The sequence below is a fragment of the Ulvibacter sp. 2305UL32-6 genome, from assembly GCF_058148545.1.
Genome location: NZ_JBYVKA010000003.1, coordinates 623,882 through 642,008, shown reverse-complemented (window position 1 = coordinate 642,008; position 18,127 = coordinate 623,882). Strand labels below are relative to the sequence as shown.

Genomic DNA, 18,127 nt, shown 5'->3' with positions numbered 1-18,127 from the left:
TTCAATATTGGAAAAATTCCTATTTAATATGGAAAAATTCCAAATGTGTTTGTAAGTTATATCGCCAATGGCGTTTTATTCATAAATTACTTCCCAGGAAACTGCGCCTTTCTTTTCTCTAAAAAGGCTTGTGTACCCTCATGGAAATCAGCTGTGCCGAAGCATTTCCCAAATTGAGTTATCTCTGCATCAAAACCATTTTCTCCCGCTTCATATCCAGCGTTAATAGCTTCAATAGCGGCTTTTATAGCGACGGGTGAGTTACGCATGATCTTTCCGGCAATTTTTTCAGTGAACGGAAGCAATTCTTCCAAAGTTGTCACATGATTTACCAATCCGTACTGTAGCGCCTGATTGGCATCTATCATACCTGCGGTCATGATCATTTCCATAGCGCGTCCTTTACCCACCAACTGCGGTAAACGCTGTGTTCCGCCATAACCGGGAATAACCCCCAAAGAAGTTTCTGGCAAGCCCATTTTAGCATTTTCACTCGCTATTCTAAAATGTGCTGCCATGGCGAGTTCGAGTCCGCCACCTAGCGCAAAACCGTTGACCGCTGCAATCACGGGTGTTGAGAGATGCGCAATAAAATCGAATAGTTTAGCTTGGCCCTGTGCGGCGAGTTCTTCCCCTTGAGCAACAGAAAAATCGGCAAACTCACTAATATCTGCTCCTGCAACAAAAGCTTTTTCACCGCTTCCTGTAATAATAATTACATTGATAGCCGAAGCCGTATCGGCATCGTTGAGTGCGTGATGTAATTCACTAATAGTTTCGATGTTGAGGGCGTTCAGTTTAGAGGGACGATCGATGGTAATTCTAGTAATACCATTGTAATCTTCGGTAAGTATATTTTTGTAGGTCATGATCTTTTGGCTTTTAATAGTAAAATTACAGAAATTCCTACAATTGCTTCGGAAAACGAACGGTAAAAGTGGTTTCAGATCCTTCTTCCGAAGTAAAAGTGATCACACCTCCATAGGTTTCCACAATATTTTTCACCATTGCCAAGCCAAGTCCCATTCCGCTTGTCTTGGTCGTAAATTTAGGTTCAAATACTTTAATGCTGTTTTCTTCCGAAATCCCCCCGCCATTATCCATAATTGTTATTGCCACATGCTCTGGTTCTTCAATAACATGTACCTCAATTTTCGGATCTTCTGGTTTGCGCTGTTCAATTGCCTGAATACTATTCTTAACCAAATTGGTAATAACCCTGATCAATTGCGTTCTGTCAAACTTCGCGATCACCTGTTCTGCTTCCGAAGAAAAATAGATAAACGGTTCGTTAAAGATATCTAGCGCTAATTTGGTAATGCTCACTACATCTAGTGTTTCATCTTTTTGTGCAGGCATTTTTGCATAATTTGAAAATGCTGAAGCAATATTACTCATGATATCAATTTGCTGAATAAGTGTTGTACTATACTCGGCTACTTTTTGTTTGATCAACGGATCTGTAGGGTCAAATTTACGTTGAAAACTCTGCACTGTAAGACGCATTGGTGTCAACGGATTTTTAACTTCGTGAGCCACCTGTTTTGCCATTTCCCGCCAAGCCGCTTCCCGTTCATTGGCGGCTAACTGCGCAGCGCTATTTTCCAATTCATCGATCATGCTGTTATACGCATTGATAAGTGTTGAAATTTCATCTGGTGTGTTTGAAACAGTGATCTTTTTGTTTCTTTGATCCAAGCGAGTTCGAGTGATCTTATCACTCACTTCATTTACCGAACGCGTTATATATTTTGATAAAAAATAAGCAAAAACAATGGCTATCCCGATCATAATAATATAGGCGAAACCAAGTCGTGTGAGGCTTTCCTTTAGCTCTCTTTTAATAAAACCATCATCTTCAATATAAGGCAGGTTGAGAATGGCAATTGGCTTAAAATAATTATCGGTGATATAGGTGTATGAAGATTGGTATTGTTGCCCCTCTTCCTCAAAAGTTTGCACAAAGCTCTTGGTAGATGATGCTTCTAGCGCCTCCATTACATAAGCCGGAATTTGCTCTGCATGTTCATCTCTAATAAATGAAGCCTTTGATGCTTTTAGAAGTTTTCCGTCAAGATCATATAAATAGAGTTCGAGGTTATGTGTTGCCTTGATCTCATAAATTTTTTGCTTAAAAATCAGTGGAATATATTCGGTTTCAACAGGAAATGTGGTGTCATCCAGTACAAATCCAATATTTTCACGAATATTCGCTTCCTTTCGTTGTAAACGTTCTCTGTGGTAATCTTCTGCTTCTTCACGATATTGATAAACCGTCACTGCAGCGATCAGGATCGATGCCAAGATCACCAAAAGAAGCATGGAAATAAAAATACGACTGCGTAAGGATTTGGTGCTAAGATTCATAGTGACTTTTACTTCGGAAAGTTAACAATAATTACGCCATTTGTTCTTAAGTTACTCATTACTTGCTCGAGCGATCTACTTAGTTCCTTCCCGAAGACGCTTGTAGAATTTATAACCTAGCATGATCAGTACCGAAAAAAGTATAATCCCAATCACTCCATAGATCCAGTTGATAGCATTTTTCAGAATAACTAAAAACACCACTGAAAATAAAATAATGGTGGCTCCTTCATTAAATAACCTCATAAAATTGGACGAATGTTTATAAACATCACGTTGATGCGCCTTAAAGATCTGATGACATTTAATATGATAGATTATTAACGCCACCACAAACCCTAATTTTACCTGCATCCAAGCATCGGTGATCCAAAATGGACGAAGCACGAGCAGCCAAATGGCAAACACGAGCGCTAAGATCATGGAAGGCCATGTAATAATATACCAAAGACGCTTGGTCATGATCTTGTACTGTTCTCCTAAAATCTCACGTGCTGGCGACTCCTTTTTTGTGGCTTCGATCTGGTAAACAAACAACCGAACAATATAAAATAGTCCGGCAAACCAGGTGATCACAAATATTAAATGAAGTGACTTTATATAATTATATTCCATGTGGGAAAGTGATCAATTTTCTAGCGGTAAAGGTATAGAAAACCTCCGTCTTGTGCATAAAACCTCGCACCTAATAAACCATTAACTTTTCAGTTTAGCACAATACCTATATTAATTTTAGGATGCGTCACTATACTTTTGATCAAATAAGCTGTTTTTTTGGAAATAGATATAACCTTGTTTTAAATCTAATACCGTATTAAATCGCTTTAATAATTCATTGCCTAAAATGTGAGTTTTAAACCCTGCTGGATTGGCTTTATTTAATAATTGCGTTGGCACTTTCGTTATAACCTGATTCCCTATGGTTAATTGCGGTAATTCTACAACTTCCGTAATAAAAATCTCCCCAGCTCCATTTCGTAGTTGGTTTTTTTTAATGAGGCGTAAGTCTTTAGGGAATGACTGTTCAAACATGATTATACTATCTAACAACAAGGCTTTTTGGTATCCTGTATCAAACAAGAAACGACTCTTATAATCTTTGTTCTTTATACTAATTTTTCCGTCTAAGCAGAGAACTGTTTTGACCTTGTTCAACTTAGATTTAGTAAAAGCACTCACATCTGGTAGCCCATCCTGAATGATCATTTGCATTTTATCATAATCCAAAATTACAATTCTATCTGCAAACAAATCCCAACCAAATCTGCCATCCGTTTCCTGACCTGAATGAAGAACTGGGTAAATTTCTAAATCATCAAACGTAAGTTTTCCTATTTGAAGCTTCGCCAAAGAATCAAGTTTTACATAATTCTGTGTAGGTGTACTTTCTTTTCCATCGCTTAGCAAATTTGTCTTTTCCTTAATCGCTTGATGCGTCAAAAGCAATCCTGTTGTTCCCGAATCGAATTTTAAATCGAGACTGTCTGTTCCATTTAGCACGGTCTTGATCTTGATGTTATTGTATTTGGTTAATTCGAAAGGTATAATTACACCTTGCGTGCCTACTGGCTCTATTTTTGTTTTTTCCGAATTCTTACAACTGACAAAGACGCCTAGAAGCAAAAGTAAAAACAGATAGAGAATAGTGTTTTTCATGATTTTGGCAGCATTGCTTAGAAGGATAAAATATTGAATGTTTAGCTTATAATTTGATGCATAATACATTATTCTTCGGAAAATTCCGAAGTCACTATAGTTGCTTTCGGTTGAATCAACCCCAAACACAGCTTCAACCGAATTATTTTCTTCACCGATTGATACACCTGATGCTTATAGTCTTCATCCTGCTCCATTTCAGCAAGAATGGACGCTATGGTTTTACCCTCATCAATGGGCATCAATAACATATCACAACCCGCTTTTGAAGCTAGTAGCGGCGCGTTATCAATGATCGTGACAGCTTTCATGATATTTAGCGCATCCGTAATGACAAGTCCTTTAAAACCGAGTTCATTTTTGAGCAGATCGGTTACAATCGTTCGGGAACAACTAGCTGGCAGCTCATTTGTATCATACTTTTCATTATTCGTGATGGTAATATGCGCCATCATGATGGAGAGCACACCCGCTTCAATAAGCGGCGGATATACGTCAAGTTCCTGCAACGGACCGTCAATAAAAACCGATTTTTTATGGGTGTCACCCGATACCAATCCATGACCCGGAAAGTGCTTTGCCGTCGCAATGATCCCTTGTGATTGTGTTGTTTTGATAAATTGTTTACTTAACCCCACAACCGTGTCTTTACTATTTCCGAAGCTTCTATTCTTGATCGCTTCGTTCCCCGGACTCACATCAGCGACAGGTGCAAAATTCTGACGAAAACCAACTTCCAACAAATGCTTATTAATGATTCTTGCAATAGAGTCGCTTTCCGCAAGCGTTTTAATATCGATAGTGTTCATCACATCTTCGGTGCCTTGCAAGCGACCGTTAAACAGGCTAGGCTCAGCATCAATAGAAAAAAGTAATGGCAGTTGACCATTCTCTTCTGAAATACGATCCAAACTATCGATCATCTGTTTATGATTTGGCTTGGTTCCTTTCAGAAAAACAACACCGCCAAGTTTATTTTCTTCTGCTAATTTATAAACAACTTTCTGTGGCTTTCCAAGTTCTCCCGCCGAAGTCACGATCATCTGCGCCACGCGCGTGGTATCGTTCATTGCCTGAAATATGGTATCGACGGTATGTTCCAACACCGGATCATATGCATAGAAATTATCTAATGAAAACGTTTGTGATTGTGCATTAACCGTAAAAAAGACCCCAAAAAAGAGTATAAAAATTCTATTCATAGAAACATTAGTTCTTTACTTCCTCCACAAACAAATAATTCAATTGTTTGCTGTTAAAGGCTGCGTTAAAAGCTTTAATTTCTTCGGAAACCAGCTTGTCAAATTTAACCAGTTCGGCATTAATTTGCTGTGTGAGCTCATTCTTAACCGCAATATCTTGCGTTGTTGGCGGAAAGTCATCCATTCCTACCAAACTGTTTAAATGCGCTAACTTATTTGTCAATTTGATGGGGAAGTTCAACGGATCTTGTCCGCTGCGATTTTTGGTTTGATACAGTGCTTTCTCTATTTCTGAAAATTGCTCACTCAGGGTTTTCGCTTTTTCCACCAGATCTTTTACCTCTTCGTTCTCTTTGTATTGCTTCTGAAAAGCCCCGAGCTGCTCATTGATCTTGCGGATGTTTTTAATAGACATATGAGCGTTATTCACCGTTTCATTCACACTCGTGATAAAGTCGAATTGCTGCTGCATGCCTGCCACATCTGTTTCCGCATTTTTATCCGGTACAATGTTGAAGGTTTGTTTTAATGCAGGCTGGCCTTCCACTTCCAATACAACCTGATATGACCCCGGCACCGCTTGAGGCGCATCGGTACTAGCCCACCAAAGGATCATTCCGTCAAGGCGTTCTGCTCCTTTTCCGCGCATATCCCACGTATGAAAATTAGCTCCTTTTTCTACTGAAAGTTCTTGGATATTTTTTTCTTTATCGACCTTTGTACTGAACTTTTGAATGGTATCATTCCGCATATTCAAATAACTCAAAGTCACTTGTTTGTCGGTTGGGTCACTCAAATTAAAATAGGTCATCACGCCACTTGGGTGATTGGTACCACTCGTTAAAGATCCTTCTCGTGAGCGACCGCCCATACGATACGTATCTTTTGGTTTGAAAAGATAATTACCCTTGCCTTTGGCATTTGCCAATTGGTGAATAACTGTTAGATCATCGATGATCCAAAGGCTTCGCCCTTGGGTTGCAACAATTAGGTTATTGTCTTTAACTGCCAAGTCGGTAATAGGAACAATGGGCAAATTTAGCTGAAAGGCTTGCCAATTGGCTCCATCATTAAACGAAATATACATGCCCGTTTCCGTACCGGCGTATAATAATCCTTTTTGCTTCTTATCTTCTCGTACTACGCGTGTAAAATGTTCTCCATCAATCCCATTGGTGATCTTTTTCCATGTTTTTCCGTAGTCGTTTGTCTTATACAAATACGGAGCGAAATCACCTGTTTTATATTTCGTTCCTGCAATATAACAGGTCCCTGCATCAAAAACCGAAGGTTCCACACTATTGATCATCATCCACTCGGGCATCCCTTTTGGAGTCACATTATCCCAATTTTTACCGCCGTCACGTGAAACATGAACCAAACCATCATCACTACCCGTCCAAAGCAATCCTTCGGTGATTGGTGACTCGGCTGCCGCAAAAATGGTACAATAGTATTCTACCGACGTATTATCTTGTGTAATGGGTCCGCCAGACGATTTTAACTTCGAAGGATCATTGCGGGTAAGATCTGGGCTAATTGTTTCCCAGCTTTCCCCTTCATTGGTAGTTGCGTGCAAATGGTTGGACGCGGTGTAGAGTTTATTCGGATTGTGTGGTGAAAAGAAAATGGGGAAATTCCATTGAAATCTGTATTTCATGTCTTCCGCGCCATGTCCCATAGGATTGTCTGGCCAAACACTCACGCTACGAACCGTATTCTTTGTATGATTATATCGTGTAAGAAAGCCGTCATAACTTCCGCCATAAACAATATCATTATTTTTTGGATCGACAGCAATATGGGCACTTTCACCTCCCGCGGTTTCTTCCCAATCGGTATCATCAATACTTCTACCTTCGGTTCTATGTGGAATACGAAGGGTTGAATTGTCTTGCTGCGCAACATAAATACGATACGGGAACGCATCGTCTGTAGTCACCCGATAAAACTGCGCTGTGGGCTGATTGTGGTAAGTACTCCACGTTTCACCACCGTCGTATGTAATTTGAGCTCCGCCATCATCCCCAATGATCATTCTGTCTGGATCCTCGGGGGCGATCCAAAGATCGTGATGATCGCCGTGTGGTGCGTTATATGTTTCGTAGCTTTTTCCTCCATCCGTACTTTTATGATAGCGAACATTTAAGACATACATCACATCTTCATCCTTAGGGTCGGCATAAATACGTGTATAATACCAAGCGCGTTGTCGCAACTTTCGTTCACTATTGATCATTTTCCATGTTTCGCCACCATCATCACTGCGGTAAACGCCTCCTTTTTCTTTATTTTCAACTATTGCCCAAACGCGGTCACTATTGGCTGGGGAAACAGTAACCCCTATAATTCCTAATGTATCTGTTGGAAAACCTTTATTGGTTGAAATTTCTTTCCATGTTTCTCCACTATCGGTACTTTTCCAAAGGGCAGAGCCATCACCGCCACTACTTAAGCTATACGGGGTTCTGCGAACATTCCATGTGGAAGCATATAAAATTCTAGGATTATTAGGGTCTAACAGAAGATCAACCGCTCCCGCATTTTCATTAGCAAATAGCGTTTTACGCCATGATTTTCCGCCGTCGGTACTTTTGTAAACGCCTCGATCTTGTGTTGGCTTATAAATATTACCGAGTACTGCAGCGTAGACGATATTATGGTTTTTGGGATGGATCGCGATGCGCGGTACATGCCGACTGTTCTTCAGCCCCGCGCTTTCCCACGTTTTTCCTGCATCTTCAGACTTCCAGAGTCCGTATCCTGAGGAAACATTACCACGAACGGTTTTTTCGCCACCGCCCACATAGATCACATTGGGATCATCTTCGGCTACTTCAATAGCGCCAATGGAGCCACCGAAATAACCATCTGAGATATTTTTCCAAGTGCGTCCACCGTTTTTAGTTTCCCAGATTCCACCACCTGTGGAACCAAAGTAGAATAAGTTCGGTTTTCCCGGAACGCCGGTAACAGCGGCGCTTCTTCCGCCACGATGCGGCCCAACAAGCCTATACTCTAAACCGCTGTAAAGCGCTTCATCATACGACTGGGCTTGGATGATTTCTGAATGAATTCCGAAGAAAAAAATACTACAAAGGAGAAGGAAGGGAGAAAATAAGCGTTTCATGAAATACGATTTGAAAAGTTTCCTTAAAGATAGGAGTTCCTCAGCTTTAAATAAAACTCACCGCACCATTTTCTTAACCTCTTTATTAAGATAGTAAGCCGTAACGATGGTTGAAAGTACATCGGCAATAGGAAACGAGATCCACACACCAAATACGCCAAAAAACGTTGGAAGTACTATAATAAAAGGAATAAGAAAGAAACCTTGTTTAGTTAGGCTTAAGAGTAAAGCGGGTACGGCCTTTCCGATGGCTTGAAAATAGGACGCACCAATAAGTTGCACTACGATCACAGGCGTTGCCGCAAAAACCCATCGTAAGGCGTTTGGCGTTCTTTCTAGAATTTCGGCATTATTTGCCAAGGTTTGTGCATCTAAACTTTCAGAATTACTAATAAATATTGATACCAATTGAGGCGCAAAAATCATAATAACAGCAAATATCAATAAGGCCAGCGCGCCTGAATATTTAATCGATGTATTAATAGACTCTCGAACGCGTTGAAATTTTTCCGCGCCATAATTAAACCCAGCAATAGGCAAAAAGCCTTGATTAACGCCAATTACAGGGAATAATGCGAACATGAGCATCCTGCTAATAATTCCGTAGCTCGCCACATCGAGCGCATCACCATAGGTAATAAGCACATTGTTTAATAAAATGGTAAGTACTGCAATAGTTCCTTGTCTGGCCAGCGTCACAAAGCTGAGTCCGCTAATTTCTGAAACAATTCTTTTTTGAAGCTTAAACGATTCCCACTTCAGTCTGAGTTCACTTTTTGCAATAAAGAACCAAAAGATAAATGCAAAGCATATAAAGTAACTTATAAAGGTCGCCCAAGCTGCACCTTCCATACCAAAGCCCATCACATTGATAAGCACATAATCCATAAAAATATTAGCGATCGCTGGTAAGAGCATGGCGTACATCGCGAATTTGGGTTTCCCTTCAGCGCGAATAACATTGTTTCCCATCATGCACATGGCGAGCATTACGATACCGTAAAGCACGATGCGATAATAGGTAAGTGCCAGCTCTTTAAAAGAGTCATCGGCACCAAAGAATTCGATCAAATAATCTTGAAAAATCAGGCCTAAAATGGCCAAAAGCCCTGAAGTTAAAAAAGTGAGGGTTACTTGGTTTCCGAAGACACGAAGCGCCTTCGTTGGATTATTAGCGCCCAAAGCACGGGATAACACAGAACTACCGCCAATTCCAACCGCCAAACCAATAGCAGCAATAAAAAAGGTAACCGGAATAACAACCGTTATGGCTGAGATCGCCAACGGACCGATCCACCGCCCAACAAAAATCGTATCAACGATCATATTTAGCGACATCACTAAAATACCAATAGAGGCTGGAACAGCTTGTTTGATCAACAAACTGCTTATAGAATCAGTTCCTAAACTGTTTGCTTTCTTCTCCATCAATTAGGCAATCGCGGTTTCTACATCCACAATACGCCAGGTATCAATCCAATTTGCCAGTACTTGCGCCCAATCATCGCGATCATTTAAGCACGGGATCACTGTAAATTCTTCGCCGCCTACTTCGTGGAAAATTTCTTCCCCTTCCATGGCGATCTCTTCGAGCGTTTCTAAACAATCACTTACAAAGGCCGGTGTCACCACTACCATTTTTTTGACACCTTGTTTTCCCATACGCTCTATCGTACGGTCTGTATACGGCTGCAACCACGGATCAAAACCGAGTCGGGATTGAAAAGTAGTCGAGTAGGTTCCGCGCTCTAGTTTGAGATATTTTGCTACATTGACTGTGGTTATCTCACATTGATGTCTATAGCAAAACTCATGCTGTGGAGAGCCCATTTTGAAGCAACATTTCCCATCCATTTGGCAATTTCCATTGGTAATGTCACTTTTTCTGATATGTCTTTCGGGAACACCGTGATAGCTAAATAAGATATGGTCGTAGTCAAGATCTTTAAGCTTCTCGCCGATGCTTTTAGAAAGCACTTGGATATAGTCCTTTTTACCATAGAAAGCAGGGAGCGAACTAATTTTTAACTGCGGAAAAAAGGCGTCGCGCAATTCGGCAACTTTTACATCGATGGTTTCTGTAGTTGCCATCGCGAACTGTGGATAAAGCGGAATGGTTAATATTTCATCTACCCCTTGATCTACCAATTCTTGAAGGCCTTTTTTTAGGGTCATGCTTCCGTAGCGCATCGCTAATGCCACGGGTGCTGTTGTTTTTTGCTGTACTTTTTCTTTTAGTCTTTCTGAAAGTACGATCAACGGTGAACCTTCTTCCCACCATATTTTTTGATAGGCTTTAGCGCTCTGTTTAGGTCGTGTGTTTAAGATAATTCCGCGGACCAAAAGAATGCGTGCCCAACGCGGCACGTCAATCACACGAGGATCCATCAAAAATTCATCTAAATACTTTTTTACGTCTTTCGGACTCGTGCTGTCTGGCGATCCTAAATTGACAAGAAGTACTCCTTTTTTCATAGCTTTTTTCCCAGAACAGGAATTTCTTTAATTAATCTTTTTCTTTTTCAGAACAAAAATACGACTTACCAAAGTACTTATAATTGTTCGCATATATATAAATTCTATCGCCGTATTGGCAGTGCCTTACGAACTTAAACCCATTAAAAACTTTTTGGGTGTTGTGCCAAATTTTTTCTTGAAAGCCGCGATAAAATGACTGGATGTACTGTACCCTACTTTTAAACCAACTTCATTGACATTATGTGATCCAGTAGCAAGTAATTGTCTGGCCACTTCCATTTTATAGTCGAATAAAAAACTAAAAACCGAATCTCCATAAATCTGTTTAAAACCTTCTTTTAAACGATTTAAAGGCAAATTAATTTCTTCGGAAAGCTGCTGAAGTGTCGGCGGTTCGGCCATACGCGCAATAATGATCTGTTTCGCCTTTTTAATTTTTGCCACATTTTCTTCGTCAACCAAAAACGGACATTGCTCGGTATCTGCATCGGCTGGACGGTTAAAATACAGGCTTAACAATTCATACACCTTTCCTTTAAAATAGAGCGGTTTTACCGAAGCGTGCAAGTTGTAGTTCATGAGTTGGTTAAGTACAATTGCCATGGATGGCGAAATAGAACCGTCTTTATAATATTTTCGGTCCTTATTCTCGTCACTTAAAAAGGTGATATAATTGGCTTCGGAAGAAAACAAACTATGAAACTTGGCAATAGGTAAAAGCACGGAAATGATCCAGGATTGCGGCTCAACCGAAATTTCAATTGGCAGATCACGCTGCGGATTGTAAAGGAGCAGCGAGGTTTCTTCGGAAATAGGCAGTTTGTAATTTCCGTCATTAAAAATAAAATAAGCCCCGCCCTTTAAACAGAAATGAAACTGAACAAAATGCGCACTAACTTCGCGTTTAAATAATTGATTTTCAGTAGTATCATTATTAAACTTCAGAATAAAAAAACCTTCCTCTATGATTGTTTCCTCATAAAAGCCTTGAGCGACATTTTTTTCGAAAATCTTTTCCATCTTTTTTAGTTTTATTTAGAATTATTCTAAACAACAAGTGTTAAAAACCTATTTGAAGCACCGAAATTAAAGGATTTATAGCAAATCATGATTTTTTTAGCATAAATTAACAGACAGCGACATTAATCATACCGCTAGCGTTACTTTTTACAATTTGCTTCTTCTACTTTTGCATCGTCGCAGATGAAAAATAACGATATCAGTTTACCTATTCAACAAAACGAAGGCAATTTTTACGCCATCGGTCTCAACTATAAAAAAGCTGACGCCGTTATTCGTGGGCATTTTAGTATTTCTGAAACCGCTCTAAAAAATATACTACTACAGGCAAAAGATGAAGGTATTCCAAGCCTCAGCGTTATTTCTACCTGCAATCGCACCGAACTATACGGCTTTGCCGAACATCCCTTTCAACTAATAAAATTACTCTGTGAGCACACCAATGGTTCGGTTGAGGAATTTGAAAAAGTAGCTTACATTCATAAAAATAAGGTAGCTGTTTCACATCTATTTAAAGTGGGTACCGGCTTAGACAGTCAGATCTTAGGCGACTTTGAAATTATCAGTCAGTTGCGCAAAAGCTTCCGACTTTCAAAAAAGTTAGGCTTGATGAATCCGTTTATGGAGCGTTTGGTTAATGCAGTGATTCAGGCAAGCAAAAAAATTAAAAACGAAACCGAGATCTCTTCAGGGGCGACGTCGGTTAGTTTTGCTGCCGTTCAATATGTATTGGCTCGTGTTCCTTATGTTTCAGAAAAGAATATTTTACTCTTCGGAACAGGGAAAATTGGCCGCAATACGTGTGAAAACCTTGTAAAGCACACCAAAAACGAACATATTACACTTGTTAACCGAACCAAGATCAAAGCCGAAGAGGTTGCTGGCAAGTTTAACTTAGTTGTAAAAGATTACGCAAATATTCAAAGTGAAATTGCGCAGTCGGATATCCTTTTTGTTTCCACTGGAGCTCAAAAACCTACTATTTCAAACGAGTTATTATACCTAAAGAAACCCTTACTCATCATCGATCTTTCTATTCCGAAGAACGTTTCCGAAGATGTAAAAGAAAATAAATGGGTCACCTTAGTACATCTCGATGAATTGTCTCAGGTGACCGATCAGACCTTGGCACACCGTGCCTCTCAGATTCCTTTAGCAGAAAAAATTATCTCTCAGGTAGAGACCGAATTTAATCTTTGGGCTCAAAACAGGAAATTTGCGCCAACAATCAAGGCTTTAAAAACCAAACTTTTTGAGATCAAAGCTGGGGAAATTGACAATCAGCGTAGAAAACTAACCGATTTTAACGAAGAACAAGCAGAGATCATCAGTAATCGGATAATTCAAAAGATCACCACACACTTCGCTAATCATTTAAAGGACGACCGAATTTCGACCGATGAAAGCGTCGCACTTATTCAAAGCGTTTTTCAAATTAAACCCCAAGAGCTGTGAGCAAAGTGATTCGCATTGGTACTCGTGACAGCCAGTTAGCACTTTGGCAAGCACATACGGTTCAAGACCAGCTCCGTGAGCAAGGGTATGAAACCGTGCTAGTTCCTGTAAAATCGACTGGCGATCTGGTATTGGATAAACCGCTGTACGAAATGGGCATTACGGGCATTTTTACTAAGACTTTAGATATTGCCATGCTCAATGGAACCGTTGACATTGCCGTGCATAGCATGAAAGATGTTCCAACGGCACTTCCAAAGGGTATCGTCCAAACAGCCGTATTACCAAGAGCCTCAACACTTGATATTTTGGTGGAAAAAGGGGTGACCGATTTTACAAAGTCGTGTACCATTGCAACAGGAAGCCTACGCCGTAAAGCGCAATGGCTACATCGTTATCCACATCATACTGTAGTTGATCTCCGCGGAAATGTAAACACCCGTTTGGAAAAATTGACTACCAATTCTTGGGAAGGTGCTATTTTTGCAAAAGCCGGTTTAGAACGCATAAAAGTACTTCCAGAAAATCACACATCCCTTGATTGGATGATTCCCGCGCCCGCGCAAGGCGCAATGGTTATTGTGGCCTTAGAAAATGATCTGTACAGTTGTGAAGCCACAAAAAAATTAAACGACACTCAAACGCACATTTGCACACAGGTTGAGCGTGATTTTTTACGCGAATTAGAAGGCGGTTGTACTGCACCTATTGGCGCTTTAGCAACGATTGTTGACGATAGTATTCAGCTAAAAGGGATCTTATGCTCTTTAGATGGGCAGACCAAACTCGAGATTGAAAAAGTGATTGGAGTAGCCAAATTTAATGATTTCGGAAGGACCTGTGCTCAAGAAATTCTTCAAAATGGAGGTCGCGAATTGATGGCCGATATTAAAAGAGACTTATGAATTTGCTTTCCACCAAGAAATTAAATGAAGCTCAAAAAGCACATTTTGGTGAAACAAATATTTCGCTCACCGATTATGATGCTATTTCGATTGATTTCTTGAATGTTATATTGCCTTCGGAAGTGGAAAATGCCATTTTTACGAGTCAGAATGCTGTTCGTTCAATAGATTTTACTCAAATCACCATTAAAAACTGTTTTTGCGTCGGCGAAAAGACCAAGCAGCTTTTGGAAGAAAAAGGACAAAAAGTGATCAAAAGCTATAATTATGGCCATGAATTAGCCGATTTTATAGTCGAAAATCGCAAAAATGATACTTTTTATTTCTTTTGTGGAAACTTGCGAAGAGATATCATTCCTGAAAAACTAAAAAAGTCAAAAATCACGCTTTTCGAAGTAAAAACATACGAAACACAACTCAATTTGGTCGAATTTGATAAAAAATGGGACGGAATCCTGTTTTTTAGTCCGAGTGGAGTGGAAAGTTTTAGTAAATCCAACTTAAATGATAAAGCGATTGCGCAACAAGTGCACAAAGGCAGTACATCGGCAATCTGTATTGGTGACACTACCGCTTCCGAAGCAAAAAAATATTTTAAAAATGTTGTGGTTGCCGAGAATCCTTCAGTAGAGAGTATTATTGAGCGTGCGATAAATTACAACTATAAAAAACAGCTAATGGCTAAAGGCCAGTAGTTAACATTTAGATATGATAAAAAACGACCTATTCTTACGAGCTTTAAAAGGTGAAACTGTTGATCGTCCACCCGTTTGGATGATGCGTCAAGCGGGGCGATATCTTCCAGAATTTATGGAGATCAAGGCAAAATATGATTTCTTTACCCGTTGTCAAACCCCCGAATTGGCCAGTGAAATTACCGTACAGCCCATTCGCAGGTATGGAATGGACGCAGCCATCTTGTTTAGCGACATTCTGGTAATTCCACAAGCGATGAATATTGAGGTTGAAATGAAACCCAATGTAGGTCCGTGGTTACCTTCTCCTATTAGAACACAAAAGGACCTAGAGCGGGTCATTGTTCCAGACATTCACGAAACCTTAGGGTATGTGATGGAAGCCATTAAAATGACCAAAGAAAAATTAAATGATGAGATCCCATTGATTGGTTTTGCTGGGAGTCCGTGGACTATCTTATGTTATTGTGTGCAAGGTCAAGGCAGCAAAAATTTTGATAAAGCCAAAGAGTTTTGCTTTACGCAACCTGTTGCGGCGCATGAGTTGCTTCAGAAAATAACAGATACCACCATTTTGTATTTAAAGGAAAAAGTAAAGGCTGGTGTGGATGCGGTTCAGGTTTTTGACAGCTGGGGCGGCATGCTTTCACCTACCGATTATCAAAAATTTTCATGGCAATATATCCAACAGATCATTGATGCACTAAAAGATGATGCGCCAGTGATCGCTTTCGGAAAAGGATGTTGGTTTGCCTTAGACACTATGGCAAAAAGTGGCGCTTCGGCCTTAGGGATCGATTGGACATGTTCTGCTAGAAATGCACGCTACCTCACGGGAGGTAAGATCACGCTACAAGGAAATTTTGATCCCACTCGACTTTTTAGTCCGCCTTTAGAAATTAAAAAAATGGTCACTCAAATGATCAATGAATTTGGGAAAGATCGTTATATCGTTAATCTGGGGCATGGAATTTTACCAAATATTCCATTAGAAAATGCAGGCGCTTTTATTGAGGCGGTGAAGGAATACAAGGCTGAGGTTTGAGACTTTGGGCACGAATACGCGTCTTAAGCATTGGTCAGTTAGCAAGACTTAGTGTTGTTTTTCTGAAAAAACCATTACTCATTATACCAACGTTGCGCGCTACAAAACAAACGTTTAAAATTTGCAATGCCCGCTACGGAAACTCACATCACGGAAGGAATAAAGCAAATGCATTTCGTCATGCATTATGGAATATACTGATTTGCCAAAAGGCAATGAAAATGACCAAAAACAAGCAAAAAAGTGTTCTTTGGGCTCAAAAAGTGACCCATTTGTATGAAAAAGTGACCCAAAATGAAATGTTGGACAGCGCGATGGATTTACATAACAATGGTGTGGGCAGGATCTGTTTTTTAAATACCTTGGGTCAAAATGAAGACGAAATTATTAAGTATCTTGAATCAAAAATTGACGAGGCCATACAAATAGATTCAGTTAAAGAAATTGAAAGTGCTCGCAATCGATTTGTTTATTTAGAAGCATGATTTTTAAAAACATATTTAAAGGAATTCGTGCCTATGGCGGCACATTTAAACTTATAAGCACCTTAGGCTTATGGAAGTATTTTGGTGTACCTGTACTCATTAGTCTCCTTACAGCAACAAGTATTGGCTTTGCGGCTTGGGGTTTGAGCGACGATATTGGTGGTCTTATTGCTAAAGCATGGTTTTGGGAGTGGGGTAGCGAAACATTTCGGTCTATTGGCGATTTCCTTGGCGGCTTGATCGTTGTTGCTATTGGACTGGTACTTTACAAACACATAATTATGGCGCTCAGTGCGCCTTTTATGAGTCCCGTTTCAGAAAAAATTGAAGCACACCTCTTAGGGAAGGAATATGTAGCGAGTGAATTTTCCTTTAAATCTCAACTCTGGCGAGGTATTCGCATCAACGTGCGAAATTTACTAATGGAGCTTCTGTTCACGATACCGATCTTAATTTTAAGCCTAATCCCAATTGTCAATATTATTACTTCCATATTGCTCTTTCTAGTGCAATCATACTACGCCGGTTTCGGTAACATGGATTATACATTGGAACGTCACTACAACTATGATACAAGTGTAAAATTTGTTCGGCAGCATAGCGGATACGCTATCGGGAACGGTATTGTTTTTATGCTCATGCTTTTTATTCCCGTGATTGGTATTATCCTTGTTTTACCACTTTCGGTAACGGCAGCATCCAGAGAGACAATCAAGTTATTACAAGTAAACGGTACTATTCGTGCTTCTGAAAACCTTCAGAAAAAAATAATATGAAAGAACAGTTTGTAAAATATATACACCAATTACAAGACAGGATCACCGCAACCCTTGAAAGCATTGATGGTAAAGCAATGTTTCAAGAAGACCTTTGGAAACGCCCTGAAGGCGGTGGCGGAAGAACACGTGTCATTGAAAATGGAAATATCTTTGAAAAAGGAGGTGTCAATATTAGCGAAGTTCACGGAACGCTTCCCGATACCATGCAGGAATATTTTAGCGTAAAAGATGCTAACTTTTTTGCCTGCGGATTGAGCCTCGTGCTACATCCCGTAAACCCGATGGTTCCCACGGTACACGCAAACTGGCGCTATTTTGAAATGTACAATGCACAAGGTGAATTGGTTGATCAATGGTTTGGCGGCGGACAAGATCTTACGCCTTATTATCTCTTCGACGAAGATGCTAAACACTTTCACCAAACGTGTAAAAATGCTTGCGATGCCCACGGAAGTGATTTTTATTCAGAATACAAAAAACGCTGCGACGATTATTTTTATAATACACATCGTGGCGAAGGACGCGGTGTTGGCGGACTCTTCTTCGATTATTTAAAAGCCACAGACCAAATGTCAATGCAAGAATGGTACAATTTTGTTACTGAAGTTGGTGACAGCTTTCTCGAAGCCTATGTTCCTATTGTGGAACGAAGAAAAGATATTGAATTCACTGAAGCGCAACGAAATTGGCAGGAAATTAGACGCGGACGCTATGTAGAATTCAACTTAGTGCATGATAAAGGAACGTTATTCGGACTCAAAACCAACGGAAGAATAGAAAGTATTTTGATGAGTCTTCCGCCCAAAGTACAATGGGTGTATAATCATCATCCTGAAGCCGGAAGCGAAGAAGAAAGATTATTGAACGTCCTAAAGAATCCTAGGAATTGGGTGTGATTGGAGTATAAAGT

General features: G+C 40.0%; 16 protein-coding genes. 7 read left to right on the top strand and 9 right to left on the bottom strand.

Features of this window, described 5'->3' with window-relative positions:
- Positions 1 to 86: 86 nt before the first annotated feature.
- From ACY2RU_RS12640 to ACY2RU_RS12600, 9 genes are all read right to left on the bottom strand, one after another.
- On the bottom strand, positions 87 to 869 hold the full coding sequence (locus tag ACY2RU_RS12640) for an enoyl-CoA hydratase/isomerase family protein (RefSeq protein WP_490138824.1): 783 nt from the start codon (positions 867 to 869) through the stop codon (positions 87 to 89).
- A gap of 37 nt (positions 870 to 906) precedes the next feature.
- Positions 907 to 2,367, bottom strand: a complete 1,461-nt coding sequence (locus ACY2RU_RS12635) for a sensor histidine kinase (RefSeq protein ID WP_490138823.1) — start codon at positions 2,365 to 2,367, stop codon at positions 907 to 909.
- 75 nt (positions 2,368 to 2,442) lie between these two features.
- Positions 2,443 to 2,982, bottom strand: a complete 540-nt coding sequence (locus ACY2RU_RS12630; RefSeq protein WP_490138822.1) for a CopD family protein — start codon at positions 2,980 to 2,982, stop codon at positions 2,443 to 2,445.
- Between the two features lie 117 nt (positions 2,983 to 3,099).
- The gene (locus tag ACY2RU_RS12625) at positions 3,100 to 4,023 is read right to left on the bottom strand and encodes a hypothetical protein (protein ID WP_490138821.1); all 924 of its coding nucleotides are present in this window, start codon (positions 4,021 to 4,023) and stop codon (positions 3,100 to 3,102) included.
- Positions 4,024 to 4,091: 68 nt separating this feature from the next.
- Entirely contained in the window at positions 4,092 to 5,225 is a 1,134-nt protein-coding gene (locus ACY2RU_RS12620; RefSeq protein ID WP_490138820.1) for a glycoside hydrolase family 3 N-terminal domain-containing protein, read from the bottom strand.
- Positions 5,226 to 5,232: 7 nt separating this feature from the next.
- On the bottom strand, positions 5,233 to 8,355 hold the full coding sequence (locus ACY2RU_RS12615; protein ID WP_490138819.1) for a WD40/YVTN/BNR-like repeat-containing protein: 3,123 nt from the start codon (positions 8,353 to 8,355) through the stop codon (positions 5,233 to 5,235).
- A 57-nt stretch (positions 8,356 to 8,412) separates the two neighbouring features.
- Positions 8,413 to 9,783: an MATE family efflux transporter gene (locus ACY2RU_RS12610; RefSeq protein WP_490138818.1), complete on the bottom strand. Its 1,371-nt coding sequence runs from the start codon at positions 9,781 to 9,783 to the stop codon at positions 8,413 to 8,415.
- Between the two features lie 3 nt (positions 9,784 to 9,786).
- Positions 9,787 to 10,830, bottom strand: coding sequence for a ferrochelatase (hemH, locus tag ACY2RU_RS12605; RefSeq protein ID WP_490138817.1), 1,044 nt, complete (start codon positions 10,828 to 10,830; stop codon positions 9,787 to 9,789).
- 126 nt (positions 10,831 to 10,956) lie between these two features.
- On the bottom strand, positions 10,957 to 11,853 hold the full coding sequence (locus tag ACY2RU_RS12600) for a helix-turn-helix transcriptional regulator (RefSeq protein WP_490138816.1): 897 nt from the start codon (positions 11,851 to 11,853) through the stop codon (positions 10,957 to 10,959).
- Positions 11,854 to 12,036: 183 nt separating this feature from the next.
- On the opposite strand from ACY2RU_RS12600, the gene hemA reads away from it, so the two are divergent.
- The 7 genes from hemA to hemF are packed head-to-tail and all read left to right on the top strand — an operon-like array spanning position 12,037 to position 18,113.
- Positions 12,037 to 13,308 carry a glutamyl-tRNA reductase gene (gene hemA, locus ACY2RU_RS12595; RefSeq protein WP_490138815.1) on the top strand — a complete coding sequence of 424 codons (1,272 nt, stop codon included), beginning with the start codon at positions 12,037 to 12,039 and terminating at the stop codon, positions 13,306 to 13,308.
- Positions 13,305 to 14,213, top strand: coding sequence for a hydroxymethylbilane synthase (gene hemC / locus ACY2RU_RS12590; RefSeq protein ID WP_490138814.1), 909 nt, complete (start codon positions 13,305 to 13,307; stop codon positions 14,211 to 14,213). The genes hemA and hemC overlap by 4 nt, the downstream gene beginning before the upstream one ends.
- On the top strand, positions 14,210 to 14,908 hold the full coding sequence (locus tag ACY2RU_RS12585) for a uroporphyrinogen-III synthase (RefSeq protein ID WP_490138813.1): 699 nt from the start codon (positions 14,210 to 14,212) through the stop codon (positions 14,906 to 14,908). The genes hemC and ACY2RU_RS12585 overlap by 4 nt, the downstream gene beginning before the upstream one ends.
- Positions 14,909 to 14,921: 13 nt before the next feature.
- Entirely contained in the window at positions 14,922 to 15,953 is a 1,032-nt protein-coding gene (gene hemE / locus ACY2RU_RS12580; protein ID WP_490138812.1) for a uroporphyrinogen decarboxylase, read from the top strand.
- Positions 15,950 to 16,438, top strand: coding sequence for a DUF6973 domain-containing protein (locus ACY2RU_RS12575; protein WP_490138811.1), 489 nt, complete (start codon positions 15,950 to 15,952; stop codon positions 16,436 to 16,438). Before hemE ends, ACY2RU_RS12575 begins: the two co-directional genes overlap by 4 nt.
- Positions 16,438 to 17,214 carry an EI24 domain-containing protein gene (locus ACY2RU_RS12570; protein WP_490138856.1) on the top strand — a complete coding sequence of 259 codons (777 nt, stop codon included), beginning with the start codon at positions 16,438 to 16,440 and terminating at the stop codon, positions 17,212 to 17,214. The genes ACY2RU_RS12575 and ACY2RU_RS12570 overlap by 1 nt, the downstream gene beginning before the upstream one ends.
- Positions 17,211 to 18,113 carry an oxygen-dependent coproporphyrinogen oxidase gene (gene hemF / locus ACY2RU_RS12565; protein ID WP_490138810.1) on the top strand — a complete coding sequence of 301 codons (903 nt, stop codon included), beginning with the start codon at positions 17,211 to 17,213 and terminating at the stop codon, positions 18,111 to 18,113. Before ACY2RU_RS12570 ends, hemF begins: the two co-directional genes overlap by 4 nt.
- Positions 18,114 to 18,127 lie beyond the last annotated feature (14 nt).

Excerpts from the sequence above, each read along its gene's own strand:
- ACY2RU_RS12620 (WP_490138820.1), bottom strand. The coding sequence starts at position 5,225 with ATGAATAGAATTTTTATACTCTTTTTTGGGGTCTTTTTTACGGTTAAT.
- ACY2RU_RS12610 (WP_490138818.1), bottom strand. The coding sequence starts at position 9,783 with ATGGAGAAGAAAGCAAACAGTTTAGGAACTGATTCTATAAGCAGTTTG.
- hemH (WP_490138817.1), bottom strand. The coding sequence starts at position 10,830 with ATGAAAAAAGGAGTACTTCTTGTCAATTTAGGATCGCCAGACAGCACG.
- ACY2RU_RS12615 (WP_490138819.1), bottom strand. The coding sequence starts at position 8,355 with ATGAAACGCTTATTTTCTCCCTTCCTTCTCCTTTGTAGTATTTTTTTC.
- hemA (WP_490138815.1), top strand. The coding sequence starts at position 12,037 with ATGAAAAATAACGATATCAGTTTACCTATTCAACAAAACGAAGGCAAT.
- ACY2RU_RS12635 (WP_490138823.1), bottom strand. The coding sequence starts at position 2,367 with ATGAATCTTAGCACCAAATCCTTACGCAGTCGTATTTTTATTTCCATG.
- ACY2RU_RS12625 (WP_490138821.1), bottom strand. The coding sequence starts at position 4,023 with ATGAAAAACACTATTCTCTATCTGTTTTTACTTTTGCTTCTAGGCGTC.
- hemF (WP_490138810.1), top strand. The coding sequence starts at position 17,211 with ATGAAAGAACAGTTTGTAAAATATATACACCAATTACAAGACAGGATC.
- ACY2RU_RS12640 (WP_490138824.1), bottom strand. The coding sequence starts at position 869 with ATGACCTACAAAAATATACTTACCGAAGATTACAATGGTATTACTAGA.
- hemE (WP_490138812.1), top strand. The coding sequence starts at position 14,922 with ATGATAAAAAACGACCTATTCTTACGAGCTTTAAAAGGTGAAACTGTT.
- ACY2RU_RS12600 (WP_490138816.1), bottom strand. The coding sequence starts at position 11,853 with ATGGAAAAGATTTTCGAAAAAAATGTCGCTCAAGGCTTTTATGAGGAA.
- ACY2RU_RS12585 (WP_490138813.1), top strand. The coding sequence starts at position 14,210 with ATGAATTTGCTTTCCACCAAGAAATTAAATGAAGCTCAAAAAGCACAT.
- ACY2RU_RS12630 (WP_490138822.1), bottom strand. The coding sequence starts at position 2,982 with ATGGAATATAATTATATAAAGTCACTTCATTTAATATTTGTGATCACC.